Source organism: Leptolinea tardivitalis (assembly GCF_001050275.1).
Lineage (GTDB): Bacteria > Chloroflexota > Anaerolineae > Anaerolineales > Anaerolineaceae > Leptolinea > Leptolinea tardivitalis.
Map to the genome: position 1 here is coordinate 13,886 of NZ_BBYA01000015.1, position 24,207 is coordinate 38,092.

The following is a 24,207-nucleotide window of genomic DNA, read 5'->3' on the forward strand; positions in this document are numbered from 1 at the left end:
TTACACTTAATTATCCGGAGGAATAAATGAATGCACTCAAAGTAATTGCATATATTGCTGCTGCTATTTTAATTTTCTTTGGTGTTCTGTTTATTTATGCAACATTTAGTCCCAACGGTCAAATCGGATGGTTAATCATCGGTGTAATTAGTGTTTTGATCGGATTTGTTTTAATCTTTTGGGCAGCCAGAAAACCTGCACCCACATCAGATCAAAATGTAACAGTAAAAATTGATCTGCCGGGAAATGTATCAATGGATACTATTAAATGTAAATCCTGTGGTGGAGTTCTCAGCTCTGAGAATATCTCGCTGGTTGCAGGAGCGCCAGTGGTAACCTGTCCATATTGTAAAACTACATACCAGCTCACTGAAGAACCCAAGTGGTAGAAAAAACCCGAAATAAATCACGGGGAGGAGTCCAATGTCCAGGTTTCGATGGTTAAGTATTACCTTGACTTTTCTATTGCTTTTATTTACAACTACATCTGCCTATGCGCAGACGTACCTCTTTCAGGTTCAAAGCCTCGATGTAAATGTCTATGCCAACACAGATGGCACATCATCCATTGATTATCAAATCGTTTTTAAGAACAGTGCAGATGCCGATCCTATTGACTATGTTGACATTGGCATACCCAATGATTCGTACTCACTATCGAACGTTAGCGCTGAAATTGACGGCTCCCGTATTTCTGATATTGAGAATTCAGAATATGTAAAACCGGGGGTGGCATTAGGTCTTGGTTCACGTGCGATTGCGCCTGGCAAAAGCGGAACACTACATGTAAGAATCAATAACATTAACCGCGTGTTTTATCCATCCACAGCGGAAGGTGTTAAAGATTATGCCAGTCTTGAGTTTTCGCCTACATGGTTTGGTTCACAGTATGTTACCGGAGCGACAAAGATGACGGTCACCTTCTTCTTGCCGCCCGGAATTTCTTCAGACGAACCTCGATATCATGCCGTTCGTGGAAATTGGCCGGGAAATACCGAGCCAGAATCAGGCTATGATACAGAAGGCCGGGTGTATTATCGGTGGACTGCCGATTATGCCAATGCTTATACCCAATACACCTTTGGCGCCAGTTTCCCCGCGAAACTCATTCCAGCAGATTCAATCGTAAAAGCTCCATTGATTAATATAAGTTTTGAAGACGTTTGTTGCGGCGGAGTTGCGTTGTTCTTTGCAGGTTCGTTTATCTGGGGAATCTATGAAGCCATCTGGGGGGCAAAGAAACGCAAACTTCAATATCTTCCTCCGAAAATTTCAGTTGAAGGGCATGGGATCAAACGTGGTTTGACGGCTGTTGAAGCAGCTATTCTGATGGAACAACCCATCGATCGTGTTATGACGATGATTCTTTTCTCAATTATTAAAAAGAATGCTGCATCCGTTATTCAAAAAGAACCCCTTACCATCAAGCCGTCTTCACCATTGCCTGAGGGTCTAAATGATTATGAGAAAGAATTCATAACTGCCTTTGAAGATTCTGATAAAAACAAGCGGAAGCGTGATCTGCAAACAATGATCATTAATCTGGTAAAAAATGTTGGTGAGAAGATGAAAGGCTTTTCTCGTAAAGAGACGATTGCCTATTATAAAGACATCATGGATCGCGCCTGGGCTCAGGTTGAAATGGCTGAAACACCTCAAGTGAAAATGGAAAAATATGACCAGTACATGGACTGGGCTATGTTGGATGATAAATTTGGCGATAAAACCAAAGAAGTCTTCCGCACTGAACCTGTATTTCTGCCTAACTGGTGGGGGCGGTATGATCCTGTGTTTTCCAGCCATTCCTCAGGCGGCTCATTTAAAGGAGCCGATGCCGTACCCTCCTCAAACAGTTCAGGAGGCGGCAGTATCTCCTTACCGTCTTTGCCTGGTGCTGATTTCGCTGCATCCATGGTTGGCGGTATTCAGAACTTTTCAAGCAATGTAGTAGGTGATCTGACATCTTTCACTAGCGGAATTACAGATAAAACCAATCCGGTTCCGGTAACACGTTCAACGTATCATGGTGGAGGTGGTGGAGGAAGTAGTTGTGCTTGCGCCTGTGCCTGTGCTGGATGTGCCTGTGCCTGTGCCGGGGGCGGCAGATAGGACCCGAAAATTCGTGAATAAAATCACATTGCGGTATTCCTCTTCAGGATTATTCGGTTGGCTTCGTCAAAAAAGAACACCAGTCAAACCGGGTATCTATTCATTTGACCGACAGGATCACAATGAAAAATGCCGAATCCATCTGCGAATCGATCCAGATGGATTCGGTACCCTGATGGTCAATGCCGCCCGTATTTATCACCTCAACGAGACAGCTTGTTTTATGGCCTGGTTATTTCTTAATGGCAAAACTGAACAGGAAGCCGTCTCGCGGATATCGCAGGTATATCAAATACCTTCACCAGATGCCAAAGCAGACTATCTGGCATTTTACCCCTCAATTGAAGCCCTGATACACCCTGATTCTACCTGCCCGGTTTGCGATCTTGATCTTGAAATTAACACACCTTTCAGTGCCCGTCCCACCGCCCCATATCGGATGGACCTGGCATTGACATATCGATGCAACAATAACTGTGCCCATTGTTACAATGCCCGCCCTCGCAATTTTCCAGAAATTTCCACAGGCCAATGGAAAAAGGTAATTGACCGATGCTGGCAGATCGGAATACCACATATTATCTTTACCGGTGGTGAACCAACCTTGCGCGATGATCTAGCCGAATTAATATCCTATGCGCAGTCGCTGGGTCAGATCACTGGTATTAACACTAACGGACGCAGATTGTCTGATGTCAATTATCTTGAAAGTCTGATCGCTGCCGGGTTGGATCATGTGCAGATCACTCTTGAATCCTCAGATAGAGATATACATGATAAATTGGTCTGTCATTCGGGTGCCTGGGACGAAACAATTGCCGGCATAAAAAACGCAGTCGCTTCAAAACTCTATATGATGACAAATACAACGCTTCTTCAAGAAAATTCGGATCATCTTGAAGAAACGTTGTTATTTCTCCATAATGTCGGCGTTCCGACTGTTGGATTGAATGCCTTGATTTATTCCGGCAGAGGCGAAACGGTTGGCACTGGCTTGCCTGAAACCAGACTTCCAGCATTATTGGATACTGCCAGAAGATTGACATCTGAATTTGGCCAAAAGCTCATCTGGTATACACCTACTCAGTACTGCCATTTTGATCCAATGTCACTGCAATTGGGGATTAAAGGTTGTACTGCGGCTTTGTACAATATGTGCATCGAACCGGATGGTTCTGTAATCCCCTGTCAATCGTTCTATCAACCGTTGGGAAATATTCTGAAGGATAAATGGTCATCCATTTGGGAACATCCTTTGTCAGTTTCTCTTAGAGAACGCAAGAATGTTCCTTCAGGTTGTACTTCTTGTGCCATGTTGCAGGAATGTGGTGGTGGTTGTCCATTGCATCAATTGACCAGTCAACCGATTCCTGTTCTTAAAGAACTTGCCTGATTTTATGGGAGGTAATTAAATGAAAAGTCTTCAATACATACGCGATCGTTTCTTCCCCAAACCACAACAATTGCCTTCCGGTTTTCATACATTTCAATCTCCTCCGGAAGTCACTCCACCATACCGCTTGCAGCTCAGACTTGAAAATGATGGTACTGGCATCCTTGTCGTAAATGCAAGGACAGTATTACATCTGAACCAAACGGCAGCAGAAATAGCTTACCATCTCATCTCGCATGATTCTGTAGAAGAAACAACCAGGAAAATTTCCAAACGCTATAACGTACCCAGGCAGCAAGCCCTCAATGATGTTACTGATTTTTCTGAACGTATTCAAACAATCATTGAGTCCCCTACGCTTGATCCGGTTTCCTTCCTTGATTTTGACAGGGTGGATCCCTACTCAAAAGAACTATCTGCTCCATACAGACTTGATTGCGCTCTTACATATAAAACAAATGATGACGCACCAAATGCTTTACCTACAGAACGGGTCAAACGAGAATTACTGACAGAAGAATGGAAAATTATCCTTCAGAAAACCTGGCTGGCAGGTATCCCGCAAATCGTCTTTACCGGTGGTGAACCCACCTTACGGCCTGACTTATGCGAATTGATTGCCGTCACACAAAATCAAGGACAGGTGACCGGCCTTTTGACAGATGGAAAACGTTTGTCAGAACGTGATTTTTTGCATGAACTTTTACAAAGTGGACTTGACCATGTAATGATCAACCTTGATCCAGAATCTCCCCAGGTTTGGGAAGCGATACGGGATGTTTCAAGAGAAGATCTCTTTTTGACGGTCCACCTGACATTGACCACTCACACGATTTCTGAAGCTCATGTAGTATTGGAAAATCTGCAAAGTTATATGGGTGAAAACCGAAGCCTTTCATTATCGGTCAACAACGCAGACCTATCCAAGCAATTAGATGCTATACGCAATGATGCGATAAGAATGGGATTCAATATGGTTTGGGATTTGCCGGTTCCATATTCTGCATTGAATCCGGTCTCATTGGAACTTGCAGAGGGAGCTTCCCCGGTAAAAGGCGCCGGGAACGCATGGTTATATGTCGAACCAGATGGCGATGTACTCCCTGCTCAGGGTATTACTACCGTGCTTGGTAACATTTTGACGGATCCCTGGGAAAAAATTTGGTCAAATCGAAAATAATGCCTGAATGACTTTTTCGAAAGACATACACAACCGATTTAAAGAACAGGCTTCCTGGACATACCAGGTCCAGGAATTGTTTTTCAAATCGGCTCATTTAATTCCTCAATCCAATGTCCTTGAAGTCGGATGCGGTACTGGAGCGTTTCTTCAATCCTTAAGCTCCATCGGTAAAGTGAATTTGTATGGAATCGATATCCAACCTGATTTATTGACAGCCGCCCAAACGAATACAATCTCCAGTCAAATTGCCTGTGCTGATGCAAATAGTTTACCTTTTGAAGACAACCTGTTTGATGCTGTACTATGTCATTATTTTCTTCTCTGGATCAAGAACATTGACCGGGTTCTTGGAGAGATGTACCGGGTATTAAAACCAGGTGGGATGATGGCTGCTCTGGCTGAACCAGATTATGGGTCTCAAATAAACTACCCATCAGAATTTTCAATTTTGGGAGAGAAACAACGCGAATCGCTGATTCGCCAGGGGGCAAATCCTGATTTTGGACGCCAATTACCAACAGCATTGGCTCGTTCAGGTTGTTCAGACATTTCTTTCGGAATAATGGGAGCTTTTCAGCAAGTTTCTTATAACTCAGAACAAATAAAGTCGGAACAACAATTAATATCCTCAGATATTCACAATGAAATTTCTGAAGAGGCACTCATATCTTTACTCAAACAGGATACTTTGTGCAGAGTGGAAAACACAAGAGTTCATTTTATACCTACTTTTTATGCCTGGGGGAAAAAATAGTTTGATAAAATTAGTATATTGACATCATTTTTGCAGAGTGCTATTATCTCAACGTTATTTCATAACTAAAATATTACGCCCCTGAAGAAATGGGGCGTTTATATGCCAGGAGGTGCAAAATGCCGTTCGTCAGTGAACTTATGGGGCGAAAAGTAACCGATATAGATGGCAACACCATAGGAACCCTGGTAGACCTGATAGCCACACAGGTCAATATTCCCATACCCAAGATCATCGCTATAAAAGTTAAGAGAAGTAATGGCAATGTGAACATACCTGCCACAGATGTAGCAGCCCTATTTGCACCCATAATTCCATTGAACCAGCATCAGGGTAATCTATCAGTATATGAAGAGCAAAATGATGATCTGAATCTTGTAGAAGATGTGTTGGATAAACAAATCATTGACACCAACGGTGTTCGTGTCGTGCGGGTAAATGATCTCGAGATCACCAGGGTAAACGGTGAATTCTATGTTTCCAACGTGGATATAGGCGGTGCAGGGTTATTACGTCGACTTGGTTTTAAAAGATCCACCCCGTCTGTTGCTGATAAAGCTGTTGGTGCCCTCCCATCAGGGATGATTTCATGGGAAGACGTGGAATTAATCACCCATGATGAGCCCATGCGCTTAAAAGTTCCCAGTGACAAGCTGTCAGTTTTGCATCCGGCCGACCTTGCTGAAATCCTTTCTGACCTTAACCGACAGGAAGGCAGCAAATTGTTGGAGTCTCTGGACGATGAGACACTGGCTGATACCCTGGAAGAGGTAGAACCTGATTTTCAGGCCAGTCTGGTTGAACAACTACCCAATGAACGTATAGCAGACGTCCTGGAGGAAATGTCACCAGACGAAGCAGCCGACCTGCTTGCCGAACTTCCGGAAGACCGCTCTGAACAACTGTTGAACCTCATGGAAAAGGATGAGGCAGAAGATGTTCGTAAGCTTCTTACCTTCCCGGAGGAATCCGCTGGCGGTATCATGAATACCGAATTTGTCACTCTTCCCGTTGATCTCACTGCCGGTCAGGCAATCACTCGGATCAGGGAAACAGCCAATGAAGCAGAGACTATTTACTACCTGTATGTAACAGATGAAGCCGATCATCTTCTGGGAGTGTTTTCTCTGCGTCAATTAGTGTTGGCGAATCCAAAAGCTCATATAAAAGATTTTATGGAGACACACCTGATCACTGTGGAATTGACAGATGATCAGAACCATTGCGCACAGATCATTTCAAAATACAATTTACTGGCAGTTCCGGTAGTTGACAAGAATAATGTAATCCACGGCATTGTTACGGCCGATGATGCGTTGGACAAGATTATCCCGACCGCCTGGAAGAAACGTCTTCCCAAGCTTTATCATTAATTCCCTATCCAGGAGGAGCATATGGCTTTCTTCAAAAAACTGAAGCGCTATCGGGCGCGCTTCCTCTTATTGCTGGCCGTTGTTGGTCCCGGGATCATCACAGCAAATGTTGATAATGATGCCGGTGGAATTGCCACGTATTCCGTTGCAGGCGCACATTATGGATATACCCTGTTATGGATGATGCCCCTGGTTGGTTTGGCACTCATTATTATTCAAGAAATGTCTGCCCGTCTGGGTGTGGTGACAGGTAAAGGCCTGGCAGACCTTATCCGTGAAGGATTGGGGGTCAAATGGACGACCATCATCCTCGGTATGCTTCTGTTTGTGAACCTGGCAAATACCGTTTCAGAATTTGCCGGTATAGCTGCCAGTATGGAAATATTTGGTATCAGCAAGTACATTTCTGTTCCACTGGCAGCGGTGGGTGTCTGGTTCCTGATTGTCAAAGGAAATTACAAAACCACCGAGAGGATTTTTCTGGTGGCCAGCGCAATCTATCTTTCTTATGTCATCTCCGGTTTTCTGGCACACCCTGATTGGTCTGAGGTATTCAATGCCTCTATTTCTCCATCTTTTCGTTTTGATGCCGGGTACGTTACTATATTTGTCACCATTATCGGTACAACAATCGCACCCTGGATGCAGTTCTACCAGCAATCCTCTATAGTTGATAAAGGGATTAAGCTCGAGGATTACAAATATGAAAAGGTGGATGTCCTGGTTGGGTCACTCTTCGCCGTCGTTGTAGCAGCTTTTATTATGATTGCCTGTGCAGCGACGATCTTTAAAACAGGTGCCCGAATTGAAGGCGCAAAAGATGCGGCTTTGGCATTGGGACCTCTGGCTGGAGAAAATGCCACCATTCTATTTGCATTAGGATTGTTGAATGCATCTCTGTTTTCCGCCGCCATCTTACCCCTCTCCACAGCATATACCGTCTGTGAAGCATTTGGTTGGGAAAGCAGTATCAGCCATGATTTAAAAGATGCACCTATGTTTTTTGGTATCTACACCGCCTTGATAGTACTTGGAGCTGCTATCATCTTGTTGCCCATAAAGTCTTTGATTGATGCCATGATGCTAAGTCAAACGTTCAACGGTGTGCTCTTGCCTGTTATTCTGATTTCCATGCTTTCACTGATCAATAATCGGCGTATTATGGGAGATTATGTCAACGGTAAAGTGTTTAATATTTTTGCCTGGATAACAGTTATTATTCTGATCATCCTGGCAGGCATTTTGGTGATAACAACATTTATCCCTGGTTTTGTTCCGGTATAAATAGTCTTATGAAAAATCTTGCCAAAAACTGATAGTCAGGCTTATAATACAAAACATTCGGGGCGTGGCGCAGTCCGGCTAGCGCGCTTGCATGGGGTGCAAGAGGTCGGAGGTTCAAATCCTCTCGCCCCGACTCAGGCCAATCACAGACATGTATACCTGTTCATTTGAGTAGGCATACGGTCTGTGGTTTTGTTTTACGCACTTTTGGGGACTAATCATCGACCGATTGCAAGAATTTCTCAAAATTACCTCCTTTCTATTGATTATCGTTGAGAATAATCGCCGAAGCACTAGATGACACTTCAGCTCATAAGATGATATTTCAATCCACGCCCCCGCATGGGGAGCGACATCTTTGCCCCGGATATCCTCCGGGGTTGCCTGGGATTTCAATCCACGCCCCCGCATGGGGAGCGGCGCAAATACACAGGGTAACCTGTGGGGAGGCAAGATTTCAATCCACGCCCCCGCATGGGGAGCGACGGGGGCGTCCTTGCTGGCCCAACCGAAAGGTTGGATTTCAATCCACGCCCCCGCATGGGGAGCGACCAGGTACAGCGCGAGAAAGAATTAACCTAGTAAATTTCAATCCACGCCCCCGCATGGGGAGCGACATGTAATCCTGCGGACAGACGCAAAAACACGTTCTATTTCAATCCACGCCCCCGCATGGGGAGCGACGAGTTCTTTCATTGGATTTATTGTAAGCAATGTAACATTTCAATCCACGCCCCCGCATGGGGAGCGACCGAGTGACATTTGTCATATCTACCTATTGACAATATTTCAATCCACGCCCCCGCATGGGGAGCGACTTGTGACTTGGTTGAGGCAATTTTAGGCGGTAGCATTTCAATCCACGCCCCCGCATGGGGAGCGACCGAGTGACATTTGTCATATCTACCTATTGACAATATTTCAATCCACGCCCCCGCATGGGGAGCGACTTGTGACTTGGTTGAGGCAATTTTAGGCGGTAGCATTTCAATCCACGCCCCCGCATGGGGAGCGACCAGGGTAGTGTGACCTAATAGCTTTTTCAGTGTATTTCAATCCACGCCCCCGCATGGGGAGCGACGGAGGAAATAATAAAGAATATTCAAATAGAAAAATTTCAATCCACGCCCCCGCATGGGGAGCGACGTTCTACGATTGGTCTGACGGTGACACATGGTGATTTCAATCCACGCCCCCGCATGGGGAGCGACTTATGGCCGGCGCAGAAGTGGCCCAGGCTGGTATATTTCAATCCACGCCCCCGCATGGGGAGCGACGTAAAATTGAAGAGATTTTACAATGTTTGCTAGATATTTCAATCCACGCCCCCGCATGGGGAGCGACCTCGTATTCGGACATGTCATCGGCAAATTTGTCTATTTCAATCCACGCCCCCGCATGGGGAGCGACAAACCGTCACCTCCTTCGTATCTGGAGACAACACATTTCAATCCACGCCCCCGCATGGGGAGCGACTGGTAAGAAAATATTCGGCCGCCTGGAAATTGTCAATTTCAATCCACGCCCCCGCATGGGGAGCGACCCCAGGACAAATCTGTTTCTCCCCTGAATTTGTATTTCAATCCACGCCCCCGCATGGGGAGCGACTTGACTGTGGCTGTGACCTGCCCACCCCGCTGGATATTTCAATCCACGCCCCCGCATGGGGAGCGACGCCCAGGGTAGGCGCCCCCGGACTGTATCTCCCTATTTCAATCCACGCCCCCGCATGGGGAGCGACTTCTTGCGTTGCGTATTTGATGGCATTATATTTTATTTCAATCCACGCCCCCGCATGGGGAGCGACGATATCAATAACAGCAACAGCAAATACCCTGACATTTCAATCCACGCCCCCGCATGGGGAGCGACCCTTGGGATGGTTCATTTACCGCAGCCATCAGAATTTCAATCCACGCCCCCGCATGGGGAGCGACGAACTGGATCATAGTTGAAGCCTATGATTCCAGAATTTCAATCCACGCCCCCGCATGGGGAGCGACAAGGACGCAACGAATACCGAAAAAATCAAAAAAAGTATTTCAATCCACGCCCCCGCATGGGGAGCGACTTTTTTCCTCTACTTCCTACATATTTTGTGATATATTTCAATCCACGCCCCCGCATGGGGAGCGACGACCATAGCATTAGCCACTAAAGAGGGTGTATTAATTTCAATCCACGCCCCCGCATGGGGAGCGACAAGATTGACTCATGGGCTATTTTGGAGCCAGGCGAATTTCAATCCACGCCCCCGCATGGGGAGCGACTAAATAGGGAAAAACAGTGCGCCGAAGCCAGGATATTTCAATCCACGCCCCCGCATGGGGAGCGACGCCGGAGACTATTGACCTGGCGTTTGGAAAACTGATTTCAATCCACGCCCCCGCATGGGGAGCGACACAGCAAACAGCCAAAATCCTTGATCGTTTTCTCCATTTCAATCCACGCCCCCGCATGGGGAGCGACAGGATGGATTTGACGGAGCGTTGATCAACCTGTGATTTCAATCCACGCCCCCGCATGGGGAGCGACCTATATCATTCTCGATCCATGGCCGCTGCAGGAATTTCAATCCACGCCCCCGCATGGGGAGCGACGAAAAACTCCCTGCCGGATGCGTAATTGTGCGCCATTTTCAATCCACGCCCCCGCATGGGGAGCGACCCGCTACCCCTACCGCTACCCCCGATATTATAGTATTTCAATCCACGCCCCCGCATGGGGAGCGACCATCCATGGGCAGACAGTACCGGTATTACCTCATTTCAATCCACGCCCCCGCATGGGGAGCGACCATTTGTAGGTGATTAATCCACCGCGTTTGATTTTATTTCAATCCACGCCCCCGCATGGGGAGCGACGGCCGGAGATATTGTCAGGCCGATCGGGGATTATGTATTTCAATCCACGCCCCCGCATGGGGAGCGACGGATACACCGGCACTGCTGTTCCGGATCATGCAGATTTCAATCCACGCCCCCGCATGGGGAGCGACCGTTGACCTTGCCCCATACTGGGGCAGGCATCCCATTTCAATCCACGCCCCCGCATGGGGAGCGACGATATTCGGGCAGCGGATCCGGCGCCGAACGCAAGATTTCAATCCACGCCCCCGCATGGGGAGCGACTCCAGACCAACCTGTCCCCAGTCTGTCTTGGTGAAATTTCAATCCACGCCCCCGCATGGGGAGCGACCTACCGGGCTATATCTTTCGGCCGCGCTGGACTGATTTCAATCCACGCCCCCGCATGGGGAGCGACACCGGGCGGGATGGGTCAGCCGGACGGAGAAATGATTTCAATCCACGCCCCCGCATGGGGAGCGACGTCATGCAGGTGCGCTATCCGTGCTTCTGGCGGATTTCAATCCACGCCCCCGCATGGGGAGCGACGATGATATCTCATTCAAGGTATGTATTGTTAATGAATTTCAATCCACGCCCCCGCATGGGGAGCGACCAGCCAGTCGCATCTGTTCCTTGATCATATTATCATTTCAATCCACGCCCCCGCATGGGGAGCGACGCTACCCCCGACATTGTAGCAAACATTCATGGTCATTTCAATCCACGCCCCCGCATGGGGAGCGACTTGGTAGGCACGGTGGATTTCCCTCGTTCACTGATTTCAATCCACGCCCCCGCATGGGGAGCGACGGAGGAGAGGCGACATGCAAATTATAAATGTCGTTATTTCAATCCACGCCCCCGCATGGGGAGCGACGTGACGAATGCCGGAAATCCAGGCATCTTCACCAATTATTTCAATCCACGCCCCCGCATGGGGAGCGACTCTGCGGGGGCATCAAATGAGCGAGACAAAACCCATTTCAATCCACGCCCCCGCATGGGGAGCGACGTCCAGCGCGTCAAGGGCTTTGCGGTCACGGTCTATTTCAATCCACGCCCCCGCATGGGGAGCGACTGCTTGCGGGCGATGATATGGCGTAACCTTTTTTATTTCAATCCACGCCCCCGCATGGGGAGCGACAGGAATGCGGGTGGTGGTACAAAATATTCGGGGAATTTCAATCCACGCCCCCGCATGGGGAGCGACTCCGGCGGTGGTGGGGTAGGAGGATGAGATGAGCATTTCAATCCACGCCCCCGCATGGGGAGCGACAATCGTCTACATGGTTGGACGTGGCAGGCTGGATATTTCAATCCACGCCCCCGCATGGGGAGCGACCCATCTATGATGTGGTGGTGTTTTCGGCATACGGATTTCAATCCACGCCCCCGCATGGGGAGCGACATATTCGGGCAGCGGATCCGGCGCCGAACGCAAGATTTCAATCCACGCCCCCGCATGGGGAGCGACGGCTGTAATATTCGCCGGGCTGCTGGATGGCCAATTTCAATCCACGCCCCCGCATGGGGAGCGACTTTTGGTGCTGTTTTGGTCAAAATGGTTCGTATATTTCAATCCACGCCCCCGCATGGGGAGCGACTTTACGGGCGTTCAAAAGTGCCCAGGTAGAACATATTTCAATCCACGCCCCCGCATGGGGAGCGACTAAATGGTCGCCTCGTACCCGTTTGTCAGGCGCAGATTTCAATCCACGCCCCCGCATGGGGAGCGACGGCAGTATCAGGGTTTGAGCCTCGGCAATTTCTGATTTCAATCCACGCCCCCGCATGGGGAGCGACCGCGCTGGCTGGGGCATAACAACGTCGAGGTCACATTTCAATCCACGCCCCCGCATGGGGAGCGACGCGCGGGGTCGCACAGTGGCCGTTGCCTGACGGATTTCAATCCACGCCCCCGCATGGGGAGCGACGCAAAGTTGTACTATATACACAACTGCCATATTAGATTTCAATCCACGCCCCCGCATGGGGAGCGACGTCATGCAGGTGCGCTATCCGTGCTTCTGGCGGATTTCAATCCACGCCCCCGCATGGGGAGCGACGTGACAGCTTGCAGGGAGCTTCATAGGCGCTGGTATTTCAATCCACGCCCCCGCATGGGGAGCGACAGCATTGATTTACAGACGCCAGTTTTCCACGGGAATTTCAATCCACGCCCCCGCATGGGGAGCGACGCCATTATGCAGTACCTGTCAAAATGGTGCGGGCATTTCAATCCACGCCCCCGCATGGGGAGCGACATCCGTAAATTTCGCCCTTCTGTTCCCCATCAGCATTTCAATCCACGCCCCCGCATGGGGAGCGACAAAAGCGGATCATCCATATGGGCATCCGGTCGTATTTCAATCCACGCCCCCGCATGGGGAGCGACTAATACATGATTTCCCGCCGACGCCGGCTTTGATGATTTCAATCCACGCCCCCGCATGGGGAGCGACGTGACATTTACCACGGCTACCTAGGATATCAATATTTCAATCCACGCCCCCGCATGGGGAGCGACGTTCCCGCGTGCGAACGCCTCAATCGACAATGCCGCATTTCAATCCACGCCCCCGCATGGGGAGCGACCATGATGTAGATGGCGCGGCGCCTGCTATGGGGATATTTCAATCCACGCCCCCGCATGGGGAGCGACGGGATTGGTAATCCAACCAAAGCCGCGTGGCGCGCATTTCAATCCACGCCCCCGCATGGGGAGCGACCCCGAACAACCGTGTTTGTGGCGTAGCATCTCCAGATTTCAATCCACGCCCCCGCATGGGGAGCGACGATTGATCAAACTGGATGGTTTTCTGGCTGGCATAAATTTCAATCCACGCCCCCGCATGGGGAGCGACTTGTGGATGCAACTGTTACATTGGATACGACCAGATTTCAATCCACGCCCCCGCATGGGGAGCGACCCGGTACCGTCCTTGATATACAAATCAATTTGAGATTTCAATCCACGCCCCCGCATGGGGAGCGACGAGCGTCAGACAGGGCAACAATCTCGCGGCCTTTATTTCAATCCACGCCCCCGCATGGGGAGCGACTCCAGGAGTATATACCATTGTGATGCAGACTGGGATTTCAATCCACGCCCCCGCATGGGGAGCGACCGGCCGCCATTGAAAAAGCCGAAGCATTGGAAAGTATTTCAATCCACGCCCCCGCATGGGGAGCGACATGTCGATTATTGGTTGCCGACCCGCCCCTGTCCATTTCAATCCACGCCCCCGCATGGGGAGCGACTTCATGTTGCGGGTGGTAATCTTCGACATATTGATTTCAATCCACGCCCCCGCATGGGGAGCGACCAAACGCCATACCCGCGCTCTGCCAGCCATCGAAATTTCAATCCACGCCCCCGCATGGGGAGCGACCGTGTGATTTGCGGATCATTGTTTATTCCAATCTATTTCAATCCACGCCCCCGCATGGGGAGCGACGGCAATCCCAACCATCATAACGGCGCTACTGGAATTTCAATCCACGCCCCCGCATGGGGAGCGACGTGATGCTGGCGGAGCGTTCATCGTCGGTGATAGTATTTCAATCCACGCCCCCGCATGGGGAGCGACGCTGCCGTTATCAGCATAGGCAGGTTTTGGATAATATTTCAATCCACGCCCCCGCATGGGGAGCGACTTATCCGTCCGGTGGAATCGGTCCATGATCTTGTCATTTCAATCCACGCCCCCGCATGGGGAGCGACTCCGGCGGATGATGACCCGGATTATGACCTGGAGATTTCAATCCACGCCCCCGCATGGGGAGCGACCGCAATTTCTGGCGATATTATTATCACTATCCCCCATATACTGGGGATCAATTGCTTTTATCTAATAAATCTCCCTTCTTTAAACGAAATTCTATCAAAAATGACTGCTTTTTTCCTGCGAACCTCAACAGCAATCCGTGTGAACATACACTTCGCAATTATATAATTAACGTTCCTTCCAAATCCATGGTTTTTTTTGATCCCACATGATACACCCTCGTTTTCCATTCATCACCTAAATAATAAAACCGGAGGCTGTCCTTTTCCTTATCCATTATCTTCTCCAATTGATCCTGCAATTGTTTGAACATGGCCGGTTCAATAAGGCATTCAAAAACAGAGTTTTGGACACGCTGACCGTAGTTCGTGCACTTTTTGGCCATTTTCGCCAGCCTTTTTTTCCCGGCGGCTGTCTCTGTATTAACATCGTATGTAATCAAAACCATCATGGTGATTTTCCTAATTCCAGAAAAAAGGTGGATAAGCGTCAATATCTCCCCGTAAATACCGAGCCAGAAGCAGTGCCTGAATATAAGGGACAAGACCAAGTGACACTCTCTCTTGCAGGTAGGGATGGGTGATCTGGTCCTTTTTTCTCTCCTGCCAGACAGTAAGCACTTTTTTACGGGTATCATCATCCATAAGAAATCCTCCGCTTTCTTTCTCTATAAATCCAGAACCATCAATCTGCTTTAGATTCACCATCGATAGAGCAAGCCGATCTGCCATAACAGGCCGCAACTCCTCCATAAGATCAAGAGCAAGTGAAGGTCTGCCGGGGCGATCCTGATGAAGAAAGCCTACATACGGATCCAAACCAACGGATTCTAAGGCTGAAGCGGCATCGTTGGCCAACATTGTGTACAAAAAAGATAGTAACGCATTCATCCTATCCAATGGTGGGCGTCTATTGCGTCCGGAAAAATGGAAGTCGTCTTTTTGATGTAAAATCATATGGTTGAAAATACTAAAGTAGACACGGGCAGCACTTCCCTCGTATCCCATGAGCTCTGAAACTTCCGTGCTATTCTTTACCTGCATCAGCATTTCCTTTAACGAAAAAGATGCATTAGATAACAGATCTCCATCGACCAGAATTGCATGGTCTCGAATTGTTCTATTGATAACCTTGCGACAATTTGAAATTTTTCCAAGTAAAAATCCCGAAGCAATGCGGGCACTTTCTGATTCATTCTCAGAAACCCGATATTGCTTTTTCCGCAATAGAACATTTCCGCGTACTTTGCCCTCCACTCTGGCGAGAAATTTACCATTAGGAGTAAGAAAGCATAATCTAATATTCTTTTCGGCACAGGCGCCCATCAATCCTGGGCTAACACCCTGATAGTTAAAGCAAATGATCTGCTCAAGGTTGTGCAAAGGAACCCTGGCAATAGTTCTTTCATCCTGTCGAAGAACGATATTTTCTCCATCTAATCCCAGGTAGGAATCTGGAGTGGTGATGTATAAAACATTAAGCAGTTTTTTCATTCACTCATTCTCAATATTCCTTTGTATATATTGAGAAACCGGCTCGACATTGCTTAACAAATCTGGAAGACATATATCAGATAACGAACATGACTGGCATGCCTTTGTTGGTTTTACTCGGGGAGTGTACCCTCGAGCAAAATACTCATGCATTTCATTGGCTATCTTCTCCACCAGGCATCGAAGGTCATTCTTGAATTCAACCTTTATCCGATGTCTGATTTCACCATAATAGAAAAAACCGTAATCTATCTCGATCGAAAGCATCTCTTCCAGACATATCGCCTGAGCACAAAGTTGAACTTCATCGCACGGATTAGATTTCACCGTGCCATGTTTGTATTCCACAGGAATCGGCATGAAAAACCCCTGCCGCCCAGGCAGGTTTACCCCGTCTTGCGACGGGGTAAACTCAACAACATCGCAAACGCCGTTCAAGCCCAGACGGTATGAAGCCACCGGCACGGATCGTGTGATGATCACACCATCGCGGACTTCTGTTTCGAACGGTTGGTCTGCCCGGTGATGCATAATTCGACCTTCTGATGTCAACACATTTTCCTGCCACTGACGCTCCACATGGATGAGCGCCCATTGACGCCGGCAAAATTGGAAGTGCTGCAAACCAGAAAGCGGCAGCAAATCATCAGCAGAGTACTCTGTCTTCATCCTGTGATACTCAACTGCTTTTATTCACCTTCAAGAACTTCACATTCCAGCCCTGGCAGGTCTTTATCAATCTCCGCCTTATCTGGAATTACATAATCATGAATACTCTGCGGTTCAGAAACACCGTCCTTCACTCTCACCCGGCTTTCTACTGTACGATGGACCTTCGCGGAAGAATACTGTCCATTATTCGAGTTATGTTTCCACCAATAGACCCGATAAACTTCCATGCTTCCCTCTGGCCGGGCAGAAGAAGCGTCATTCCGGAACAGGGACAATATGGCTTTCTTTACCGCTTCGGAATCCTCATTTGAAAAACCGGTTTTAGATGCCAGTTGCGGATTCATGGTTCCATAAAAAACATACACGCCATGATCCACACGATGTTTCATCCCCATGGTATCTGAGGCTTTTTTGGTTCCGTCGCCTTCACCGCTGACGCTCTTGGTAATCTGAATACTTGAAATTCGATCCAGAACCGGTGCTATCGAAAATGCCGGTTGAATGGAAACCGGGCCGCGTATACCGATGGAGACTCCATCACCCTTACCTTCACCGCCATAGGCAAAGACCTGGCCAAATGCCCTCACATCAATCCACTTTTTGCAGGCTGCTTCGGCAAACTTCGATTTATCATTTCTTATTTCTTTTGATAATTCACCTTCTACTCGGCTTCTCAGGCTCGGATAATTGTCAACCCGATTATCATCTGATTGGACAAAAATTGATAATCCTGAATCCTGCAGACGGTTTCGAATCTTTCGTTTCAAGCAGACATCAGAAAGTTCACCCCGCCCGTTGTAATCCACTCTAGGGCGATTTCCATTAAGAGGGTCACCATTCGGGTTGGCATTTTTCACAAATACGACAACGGCAAAGTCAATTTTATTCTGTAGTGTGGTCATGTTATTTTCTCCCTGTTTTAGTTTTCGTCTACTTCAGTATCATGATTTGAATCACTGGCTTTTCGCAATTCTTCCCTCTGGCAGTGATAGCCCAGCAGAAATTCTCCTGAAAGTTTCTTGTCGCTTAGAAAATCATCGTCGTTAAACGATGCAATGACCTCATCAATCATTCTCTGGCGTTTAATGGATTGCCCTCCCAGCCGGGCTTTATATGGCACCAATGAAAGCTCGATGTTCCTCCAGGTGGAATATGGATGATCAGCAAAACGCTGCATCAATCGGGCGGCACTGGTTTCACGGTTTTCACCCGCTTTATTCAAAGCCCATTGTTCCAGGCTCTCCGCCAGGGCTAACAATCGTCCATATAAATAATCGCGTGTTTTTCGATCTGGATCTAGACTCATACTATATTTCTCCCTTTCATAGTTTTGTTTTCTGAATAATGCACATGCAATACTCAGGGTTTTGTTCCATTCCCTGGCTTCCTTCGAATTCTGGTTTTCCGCACCTAGCAAGGCCTCTTCAAATTTCGTATTGTGTGGCAAAGATTCACAGGCTTTCATCGAATTCCGGTTTACTGCACGCCGGCAAGCTGATTCAACCAGATCTCTGGGAACAGGTTGTCCCTCGATAATGCAGGGAAGAATTCGTTTCAAAGTGGCTTTCCGCAATTTTTCATCAAGCCGGGAGCCATATGCAGCTACAGCAATATCGATGGGTGCAGGAGCGCCGATGAATTGAACAGGCCTGCGTATTACCTTTCCATTACTTTCATCTTGTGCAGTAACAAAATGGTAGGAGTGCATCCATGCACAGGATTCCTGCCAGTCTAATAAGCGGTTCAGGAATTCGGATCCATTCAATTTTTGGTAATAAGTCACAGACATCCGACCGGGCGTAGCTGCATCCAAACCCATCACAATGACAGATGTATTCACATCCAATTTCTGTGAATAACCGGCGATCAATTTATTCACCTGATGGGCAATTTCTTCGGCGGTTGGAACATTGGCTACTTTTCCTTCTGGCAGGGTATCTAAACCGAGCAGATCAACCGCATCATCCATGATCTGAGGAACATCCATCCCTGATGTCGCCCAAACGACAATTGCCAGGCCATCTTTCTGGTATCCCTGCCGGCTGATCAACCATCGCAGGGCAGAATGAGCTTTATGCGTTTCTTCATATCCTACAGTTGCCGCCTGTTCGGGTGTAATAAACCTCCCCCGGAACGTGAACCCAGAAAAATCATTCCCCGATATGAGTTTGGCTTTATCACCATCATGGCGGATTTTTGCCGGATGTTGTTCCGCCGGATAGCAGCGATTACCGGAAACATAACTCACGTCTGATTCCGTTCTTGTGCTGAGATAGAATTTAATCCACTTATCCCAGAGGTCCCGATCCGTCCAAACGGCACTCTGTATCGAACCGGGTATTTCGACCGCCCACCGAATAAAAATATCAGTCTGAGAAGAAGCAACCTCAAATATTCTGGGAGTCGGAATATCTTTTGTTTTTTCCCACTTATCCAGAAGTTTGTTATCTTTGCCGGCGATTAGAACATTTGCTGCTACGAGATCAGCAATCAGTGTTCCACCTTTAACATACTTTAATATTGCATGGATTTTAGGATCGGAATACGGCGAAGAACACCATTCTTCTAATAATTTTATATAAGAGTTTGTATAGGATCTCTTTGTTCCACCTACTTCAGAATAATTGTAGGCAATATATTGCAGCTTATCACATAATGGATGAGGAGCTTCACCGCTTGTACGCCCGCTTGAACTCTCTGTACATGGGATGATTGTTCGTGATGATTCTTTTGGAACTACGCTGGCCCGTCTGAACTTTCCTTCTTCATCAAGTACAACTTCCACCTGAGCTTTTTGCGTGGTATGGCAAATGGGCAGCAATGGCACGTTATTTTCATCTTCATCAATCTGTCCCACAATAGTCTGGCATTTTTCGTAGGTTTCAAATAAATCTTGCATCCAGCTCATCTTAGGCCACCCTTTCTGAATACCCTTCAAGCAAACCGGGCTCATCCAGCCCTACAGAGGAAGGCGGTCTGGCTATCATCGGACGGATAACTCTGCGAATGGAACAATCTTCCGGTTTGATGAATTGAATTACACCATCCTGCATCGTCGGACGCCAGAATCTGGCCTGTAATTCGCCTTTCCCTGTCTCATCCGGATAATCAAATCCATGAAACATAAGGTCAAAAGCCAGAGTTCCATAATTATCATAATATCCTTGTGCCTCACCAAACTTGACGGGTTCCACGTATGCCTGGCACTCTCGAGTACCTAAAAAGACATCCCGCCGTCCTCCCCTCTCGATCATTCGGCGGGCAGAAAAGAAATGCTTGTTTTCATTCCGATCCTTTTCCAGATCTGGCCGATGCATGTTCCAGATGAAATGTGCCTGAACCTGATACTCTACATCGATCAGGTAGGTATAGATTGAAAGGTCATTTCCTCCACTGTATTTAATCGGACGGATATTTCTGGCTTGCGTGCGGATCGGTCTCAATATACGCACCCTGTCTATCACCCAGATGAAAGTTGGTTTCCAATATATGGAACACATAATCCCTTTCAATGCCTCATATGTTGGAATTTGATAGGTGCATTTTTCTCCACCCACTCTGGTGATTGGATCTGTAAAAAGTGCGTATTTCCCTGTTACCTTGAATTCGACAATATTATCCATTACACCTCCTTAGAAACACAACAAAGACAATTCATTACCTGGTTCTTCACATAGACCATATTTTTCGTTGTAATACTGCTCATCCAGGTAAAATATTCCGCTTTCTGGTTTCACCTCCCTTACTCCACCTGACCTGGCAAGTTGCATAAAAGCATTTTCAAATGTATTAATCGAATAACGTTGTGCCTGCCGCAGCCAGTAGAATTGACTGTTACCGTACCATTCGCCACACAATCCAGCAATGATCTCTTTTCCTCTTGTTTTATATGGAACAACCACTCCTTTCGATACGGTATCGATTACACGAAATGCCCTTGAAGCCGATTGAAATGATTGCTTAAACGGTAGTATTTTCCCAACCAGTCCTTTTTTCTTCCAATTGTTAGTAGAAATTGAATTGGTAGATAACAAATTAAAAATATCGTCATGCCGGCCAATTACAGATTGTTCAGATACAGGAAATGTCATCACATCTTCCCGTTCGTAAAAGTAATGCCGGTAGTACTCTTCCATCAATTCGGGGCTTAATCGGCTATTCGAAAATCTCTGCGGATTTGCTTTGAAATCATCCAGCATTCTGTTTGTTTTTTCAGCACCCACTCGAATATCCACCAATCTATCCAAATTTTCATCCGCCGGATTGACAATCCATACATTCCCTGTTGTCCTGATGCCATTGCGATTACATCGACCGGCAGCCTGTGCGATCGAATCTAATCCGGCCAGATACCGAATCACCGAACCAAAATCAATATCCACTCCGGCTTCAATTAATTGTGTACTTACACAAATCACTGGTATCTTATCCTCTAACCTTTGGCGGATTTCTGAAAGTACATCCAATCGATGAGCCGGGCACATATTTGTACTCAAGTGAAAGACCAGATCCGGTTTTTGTTCACTTAACTTCTGAAATAGTTGTAAAGCAGATCGCTTTGTGTTTACAACAATCAAAACACTTCTGGATGAATCCAATTCATCCAGGGCTAATCGGGTAACTTCATTGACATCCCAACCGCCGGGTTTTCGTTCATCTAAAATTCTTGTACGTTGTAAGGCTGAAAAGAGCTCTTTCTCGTACGAAATGATTTTATTCTCCGGCATAATGGGTAATGACCGTTCTACAGACTTTATTTCATTTAGTAACGGCTGTGTAGCGGTAGAAAGTACTACCGAGCACCGGCAATTATTGACAAGAAAACGAACTGCCACATTAAAAAGATGAACACAACGCAACGGAATGGTTTGAATTTCATCGAAGATGATGACTGAATTGGCCAATTGGTGCATTCGTCTGGCACTTCCAGTTGCCGATCCGAATAGGGATTCGAGAAATTGAACCTGCGTAGTAAAAACAATCGGAGCATCCCAGTTTTGAGAAAGTATTTTCTGTTTATGTGATTCCTCATCGGGTGTGAGGTTGGAATGATGTTCCAGAACAATTCTGTCTAGTGGATTTCCTTTTTCATCACAATCATTCATTGCTTTGCGTACTTCACTGGCATTTTGATCAATGATGGATGTATAGGGAATAATATAAAAAACTCTATCCATATTGTTTGCTTTTGCATGGTTCAAAGCAAACCTTAAACTTGAAAAGGTCTTTCCACCGCCAGTAGGCACAGATAACTGGTAAATGCCGCGTGGTTTGGGCGCAAATTCGAAGCAAGTCTGAGAAACTCTATTTCGGAGTTCATCTACATAGTTCTTGTTTTCTTTATTTTCGAATTCTTTGATCTTTATATTTAATCGGTTCAACAATTCGTCCCAATGCACATAGTTGCCATATTGTCTAACCTGTTTATTTTCAGGATGCTCAAAATCCGCCGTATCAATGCGATCTGCATCTATCAGGCAGCTATACATAAACCGAATCAACAATCCAAACTTGAACGTCAGAGTATCTTTTGTGTCTGAATTCTCTTTTAATGTACTAAGTGTTGTGATGATGGAATTCCGGATTCTTTCATCTGACAATTTTTGCATAATCAGATTGCGCTGGGATTCCTCCAGTCTGGAAAAAGCCTCTTGTGTATGGGTAAAATCCTCCGATTTCTCCATCCGCCGGTCGAAAACATTTTCACCAGAAGGAGAGAGGCAATCAATCATTCCACTATGGTGTGACGCCACACAAAGAGCCAAGAACTGCCCTGTCAGTAATCCATCCTTCTCATTTTTCAAGTAAGAAAACATCAATTGTGCGCCTGCACTGGAATGATCAATCCTTCCTTTAAATTTTTCCGTGTCCACATAGTCATCACTATCCGGATCAATCATTCCGACTCCTGATTGGATATACTGTTGGAAATTTTCACTGGCTTTTCCAAGATCGTGAACCAATCCCAACAATTCGCCTGCTTCCCTTAATCCAACGACATCCGCGAATCGGCCGGTGATCTCTGATACACCGCAAAGATGTTCCCAAACACTTTGCGGTTGTTTATCACTTTCCCGCATATGTGCGATCAATGTTTTATTCTTTTTCATACATTTACTCCCCCACAATTCCATATGTTTTAGCCATTTTTAGTGTTTCGTCCCTGAGTTCTATCCTCAAGTTTTCTGGTGTTAGAACTTCAACACCCGCCCCCCACCCCCTGATCCAGGGCAGCATTTCCCTCGGTTCGGCAATCATCCCTTTCCAGATGATGCTTCCATCATTATTTTCTATCATTGTTTGAGATGGATGCCAGCGTGTCTCTTTTACTCTTTGTGCTACATTTTGAGAAAACTTTAGGACCACTTCCACCGGTTGCGAATCTGTGAACCAGACACCCCAGGCATTATTTAGAAGAACTTCGGGATCAAAATCTTCGGGAATCTGATACGGCTCATCCAGAAGTTCAATTGAAGTCACCCGTTCAATCTTGAACGTCCTGAATTCAAGCGAAGGATAGATCTTTCCAATGGCATAAAGTGACTGACCAAAAGCTCCAACTTCAATAAAATATGGAGCAAATATATATTCCTTAATTGGTCCATTTTCATGACTGCGATACCTGAGCAGTAATTTGCGATTTCTTGCCCAGGCTGATGTCATAATCTCCAACACATGCGTATACAATTGATCCGGCCGTTTGGACTCATTATCAAACGTATTGGCTGACTCACGGATAAACCGGCTGATTTGCGGTGCCAGACTTTCAAGAGTGATCCCCAATTTTCGGATAGTCGATGCTGCATGGGGATTTTTTCTATCCATATGGGTAGTCATCAAACGGCCGGCCAGATGGATAAACAAAACTTCATGTAAATTTAACCGCAGATTGACAAGGTATGCTTCTTTATCAATATAAAGTCGATTGTTTTCTTGATATATTGGAATAGGAATGTCTACGAGATTTCTATGGATGGTGGATCGATGAACACCCAGACGTCTGGCCAGTTCAGATTGAGTCAGTCCATCAGGACTGTCAAGTAGCAACGTTTCGATCTGCGAAAGTCGATGAGTTTTTTTCTCTATGTCGGTCATGGTCTCATCCTTATTCAATTATGACAGTTGTCTGTTGCATTTTGTGCAACACCGAGATTTCCCCATAAGATTTTTCTAGAGAAAAGTTTACTCCAAATCAATCAATATTTCATTTTTATATTGAATAGTCAGTTCTTACCACTAATTTTTCCTGAATATCTGGGAAAATCATCTGTTGGTTCTGTTACAGTTTCAACAATTAATTATGAATTGA

The 24,207-nt window shown here is 46.7% G+C and carries 15 protein-coding genes, 1 tRNA gene and 1 CRISPR repeat array; of the genes, 8 read left to right on the plus strand and 8 right to left on the minus strand.

Translation table 11 applies throughout. The features are described from left to right. Window positions 1-26 precede the first annotated feature (26 nt). From LTAR_RS16305 to LTAR_RS16340, 8 genes are all read left to right on the plus strand, one after another. On the plus strand, window positions 27-389 hold the full coding sequence (locus LTAR_RS16305) for a hypothetical protein (RefSeq protein WP_062423378.1): 363 nt from the start codon (window positions 27-29) through the stop codon (window positions 387-389). Between the two features lie 34 nt (window positions 390-423). Continuing rightward, window positions 424-2,109 carry a hypothetical protein gene (locus LTAR_RS16310; RefSeq protein ID WP_062423379.1) on the plus strand — a complete coding sequence of 562 codons (1,686 nt, stop codon included), beginning with the start codon at window positions 424-426 and terminating at the stop codon, window positions 2,107-2,109. Beyond that, on the plus strand, window positions 2,036-3,502 hold the full coding sequence (locus LTAR_RS16315; RefSeq protein WP_158423464.1) for a PqqD family peptide modification chaperone: 1,467 nt from the start codon (window positions 2,036-2,038) through the stop codon (window positions 3,500-3,502). The genes LTAR_RS16310 and LTAR_RS16315 overlap by 74 nt, the downstream gene beginning before the upstream one ends. A gap of 19 nt (window positions 3,503-3,521) precedes the next feature. Next, window positions 3,522-4,682: a PqqD family peptide modification chaperone gene (locus LTAR_RS16320; RefSeq protein WP_062423381.1), complete on the plus strand. Its 1,161-nt coding sequence runs from the start codon at window positions 3,522-3,524 to the stop codon at window positions 4,680-4,682. A 7-nt stretch (window positions 4,683-4,689) separates the two neighbouring features. Then, window positions 4,690-5,439, plus strand: a complete 750-nt coding sequence (locus LTAR_RS16325; protein WP_062423382.1) for a class I SAM-dependent methyltransferase — start codon at window positions 4,690-4,692, stop codon at window positions 5,437-5,439. Window positions 5,440-5,558: 119 nt separating this feature from the next. Continuing rightward, window positions 5,559-6,812, plus strand: coding sequence for a magnesium transporter (locus tag LTAR_RS16330; RefSeq protein WP_062423383.1), 1,254 nt, complete (start codon window positions 5,559-5,561; stop codon window positions 6,810-6,812). 21 nt (window positions 6,813-6,833) lie between these two features. Beyond that, window positions 6,834-8,096 carry an Nramp family divalent metal transporter gene (locus tag LTAR_RS16335; RefSeq protein ID WP_062423384.1) on the plus strand — a complete coding sequence of 421 codons (1,263 nt, stop codon included), beginning with the start codon at window positions 6,834-6,836 and terminating at the stop codon, window positions 8,094-8,096. A gap of 58 nt (window positions 8,097-8,154) precedes the next feature. Then, window positions 8,155-8,229 (plus strand) — tRNA-Pro (locus LTAR_RS16340). A 189-nt stretch (window positions 8,230-8,418) separates the two neighbouring features. After that, window positions 8,419-14,735: a CRISPR direct-repeat array (repeat unit 32 nt; unit sequence ATTTCAATCCACGCCCCCGCATGGGGAGCGAC). A gap of 158 nt (window positions 14,736-14,893) precedes the next feature. Here the strand turns inward: LTAR_RS16340 and cas2 are convergent. Genes cas2 through LTAR_RS16380 form a run of 8 tightly spaced genes read right to left on the minus strand, consistent with a single transcriptional unit; the run spans window position 14,894 to window position 23,993 of the window. Beyond that, entirely contained in the window at window positions 14,894-15,184 is a 291-nt protein-coding gene (cas2, locus tag LTAR_RS16345; protein ID WP_062423385.1) for a CRISPR-associated endonuclease Cas2, read from the minus strand. Between the two features lie 10 nt (window positions 15,185-15,194). Further along, window positions 15,195-16,226: a type I-C CRISPR-associated endonuclease Cas1c gene (gene cas1c, locus LTAR_RS16350; protein ID WP_062423386.1), complete on the minus strand. Its 1,032-nt coding sequence runs from the start codon at window positions 16,224-16,226 to the stop codon at window positions 15,195-15,197. Further along, window positions 16,227-16,895, minus strand: a complete 669-nt coding sequence (cas4, locus tag LTAR_RS16355) for a CRISPR-associated protein Cas4 (protein WP_062423387.1) — start codon at window positions 16,893-16,895, stop codon at window positions 16,227-16,229. Between the two features lie 20 nt (window positions 16,896-16,915). Beyond that, on the minus strand, window positions 16,916-17,800 hold the full coding sequence (gene cas7c, locus LTAR_RS16360; protein ID WP_062423388.1) for a type I-C CRISPR-associated protein Cas7/Csd2: 885 nt from the start codon (window positions 17,798-17,800) through the stop codon (window positions 16,916-16,918). A gap of 17 nt (window positions 17,801-17,817) precedes the next feature. Then, entirely contained in the window at window positions 17,818-19,806 is a 1,989-nt protein-coding gene (gene cas8c / locus LTAR_RS16365) for a type I-C CRISPR-associated protein Cas8c/Csd1 (RefSeq protein ID WP_062423389.1), read from the minus strand. Between the two features lies 1 nt (window position 19,807). Continuing rightward, a complete protein-coding gene (cas5c, locus tag LTAR_RS16370; protein WP_062423390.1) occupies window positions 19,808-20,521 on the minus strand; it encodes a type I-C CRISPR-associated protein Cas5c in 714 nt (237 codons plus the stop codon). 9 nt (window positions 20,522-20,530) lie between these two features. Then, a complete protein-coding gene (gene cas3, locus LTAR_RS16375) occupies window positions 20,531-23,008 on the minus strand; it encodes a CRISPR-associated helicase Cas3' (RefSeq protein ID WP_139044611.1) in 2,478 nt (825 codons plus the stop codon). A 4-nt stretch (window positions 23,009-23,012) separates the two neighbouring features. Continuing rightward, entirely contained in the window at window positions 23,013-23,993 is a 981-nt protein-coding gene (locus tag LTAR_RS16380) for a helix-turn-helix transcriptional regulator (protein ID WP_062423392.1), read from the minus strand. Between the last annotated feature and the right edge of the window lie 214 nt (window positions 23,994-24,207).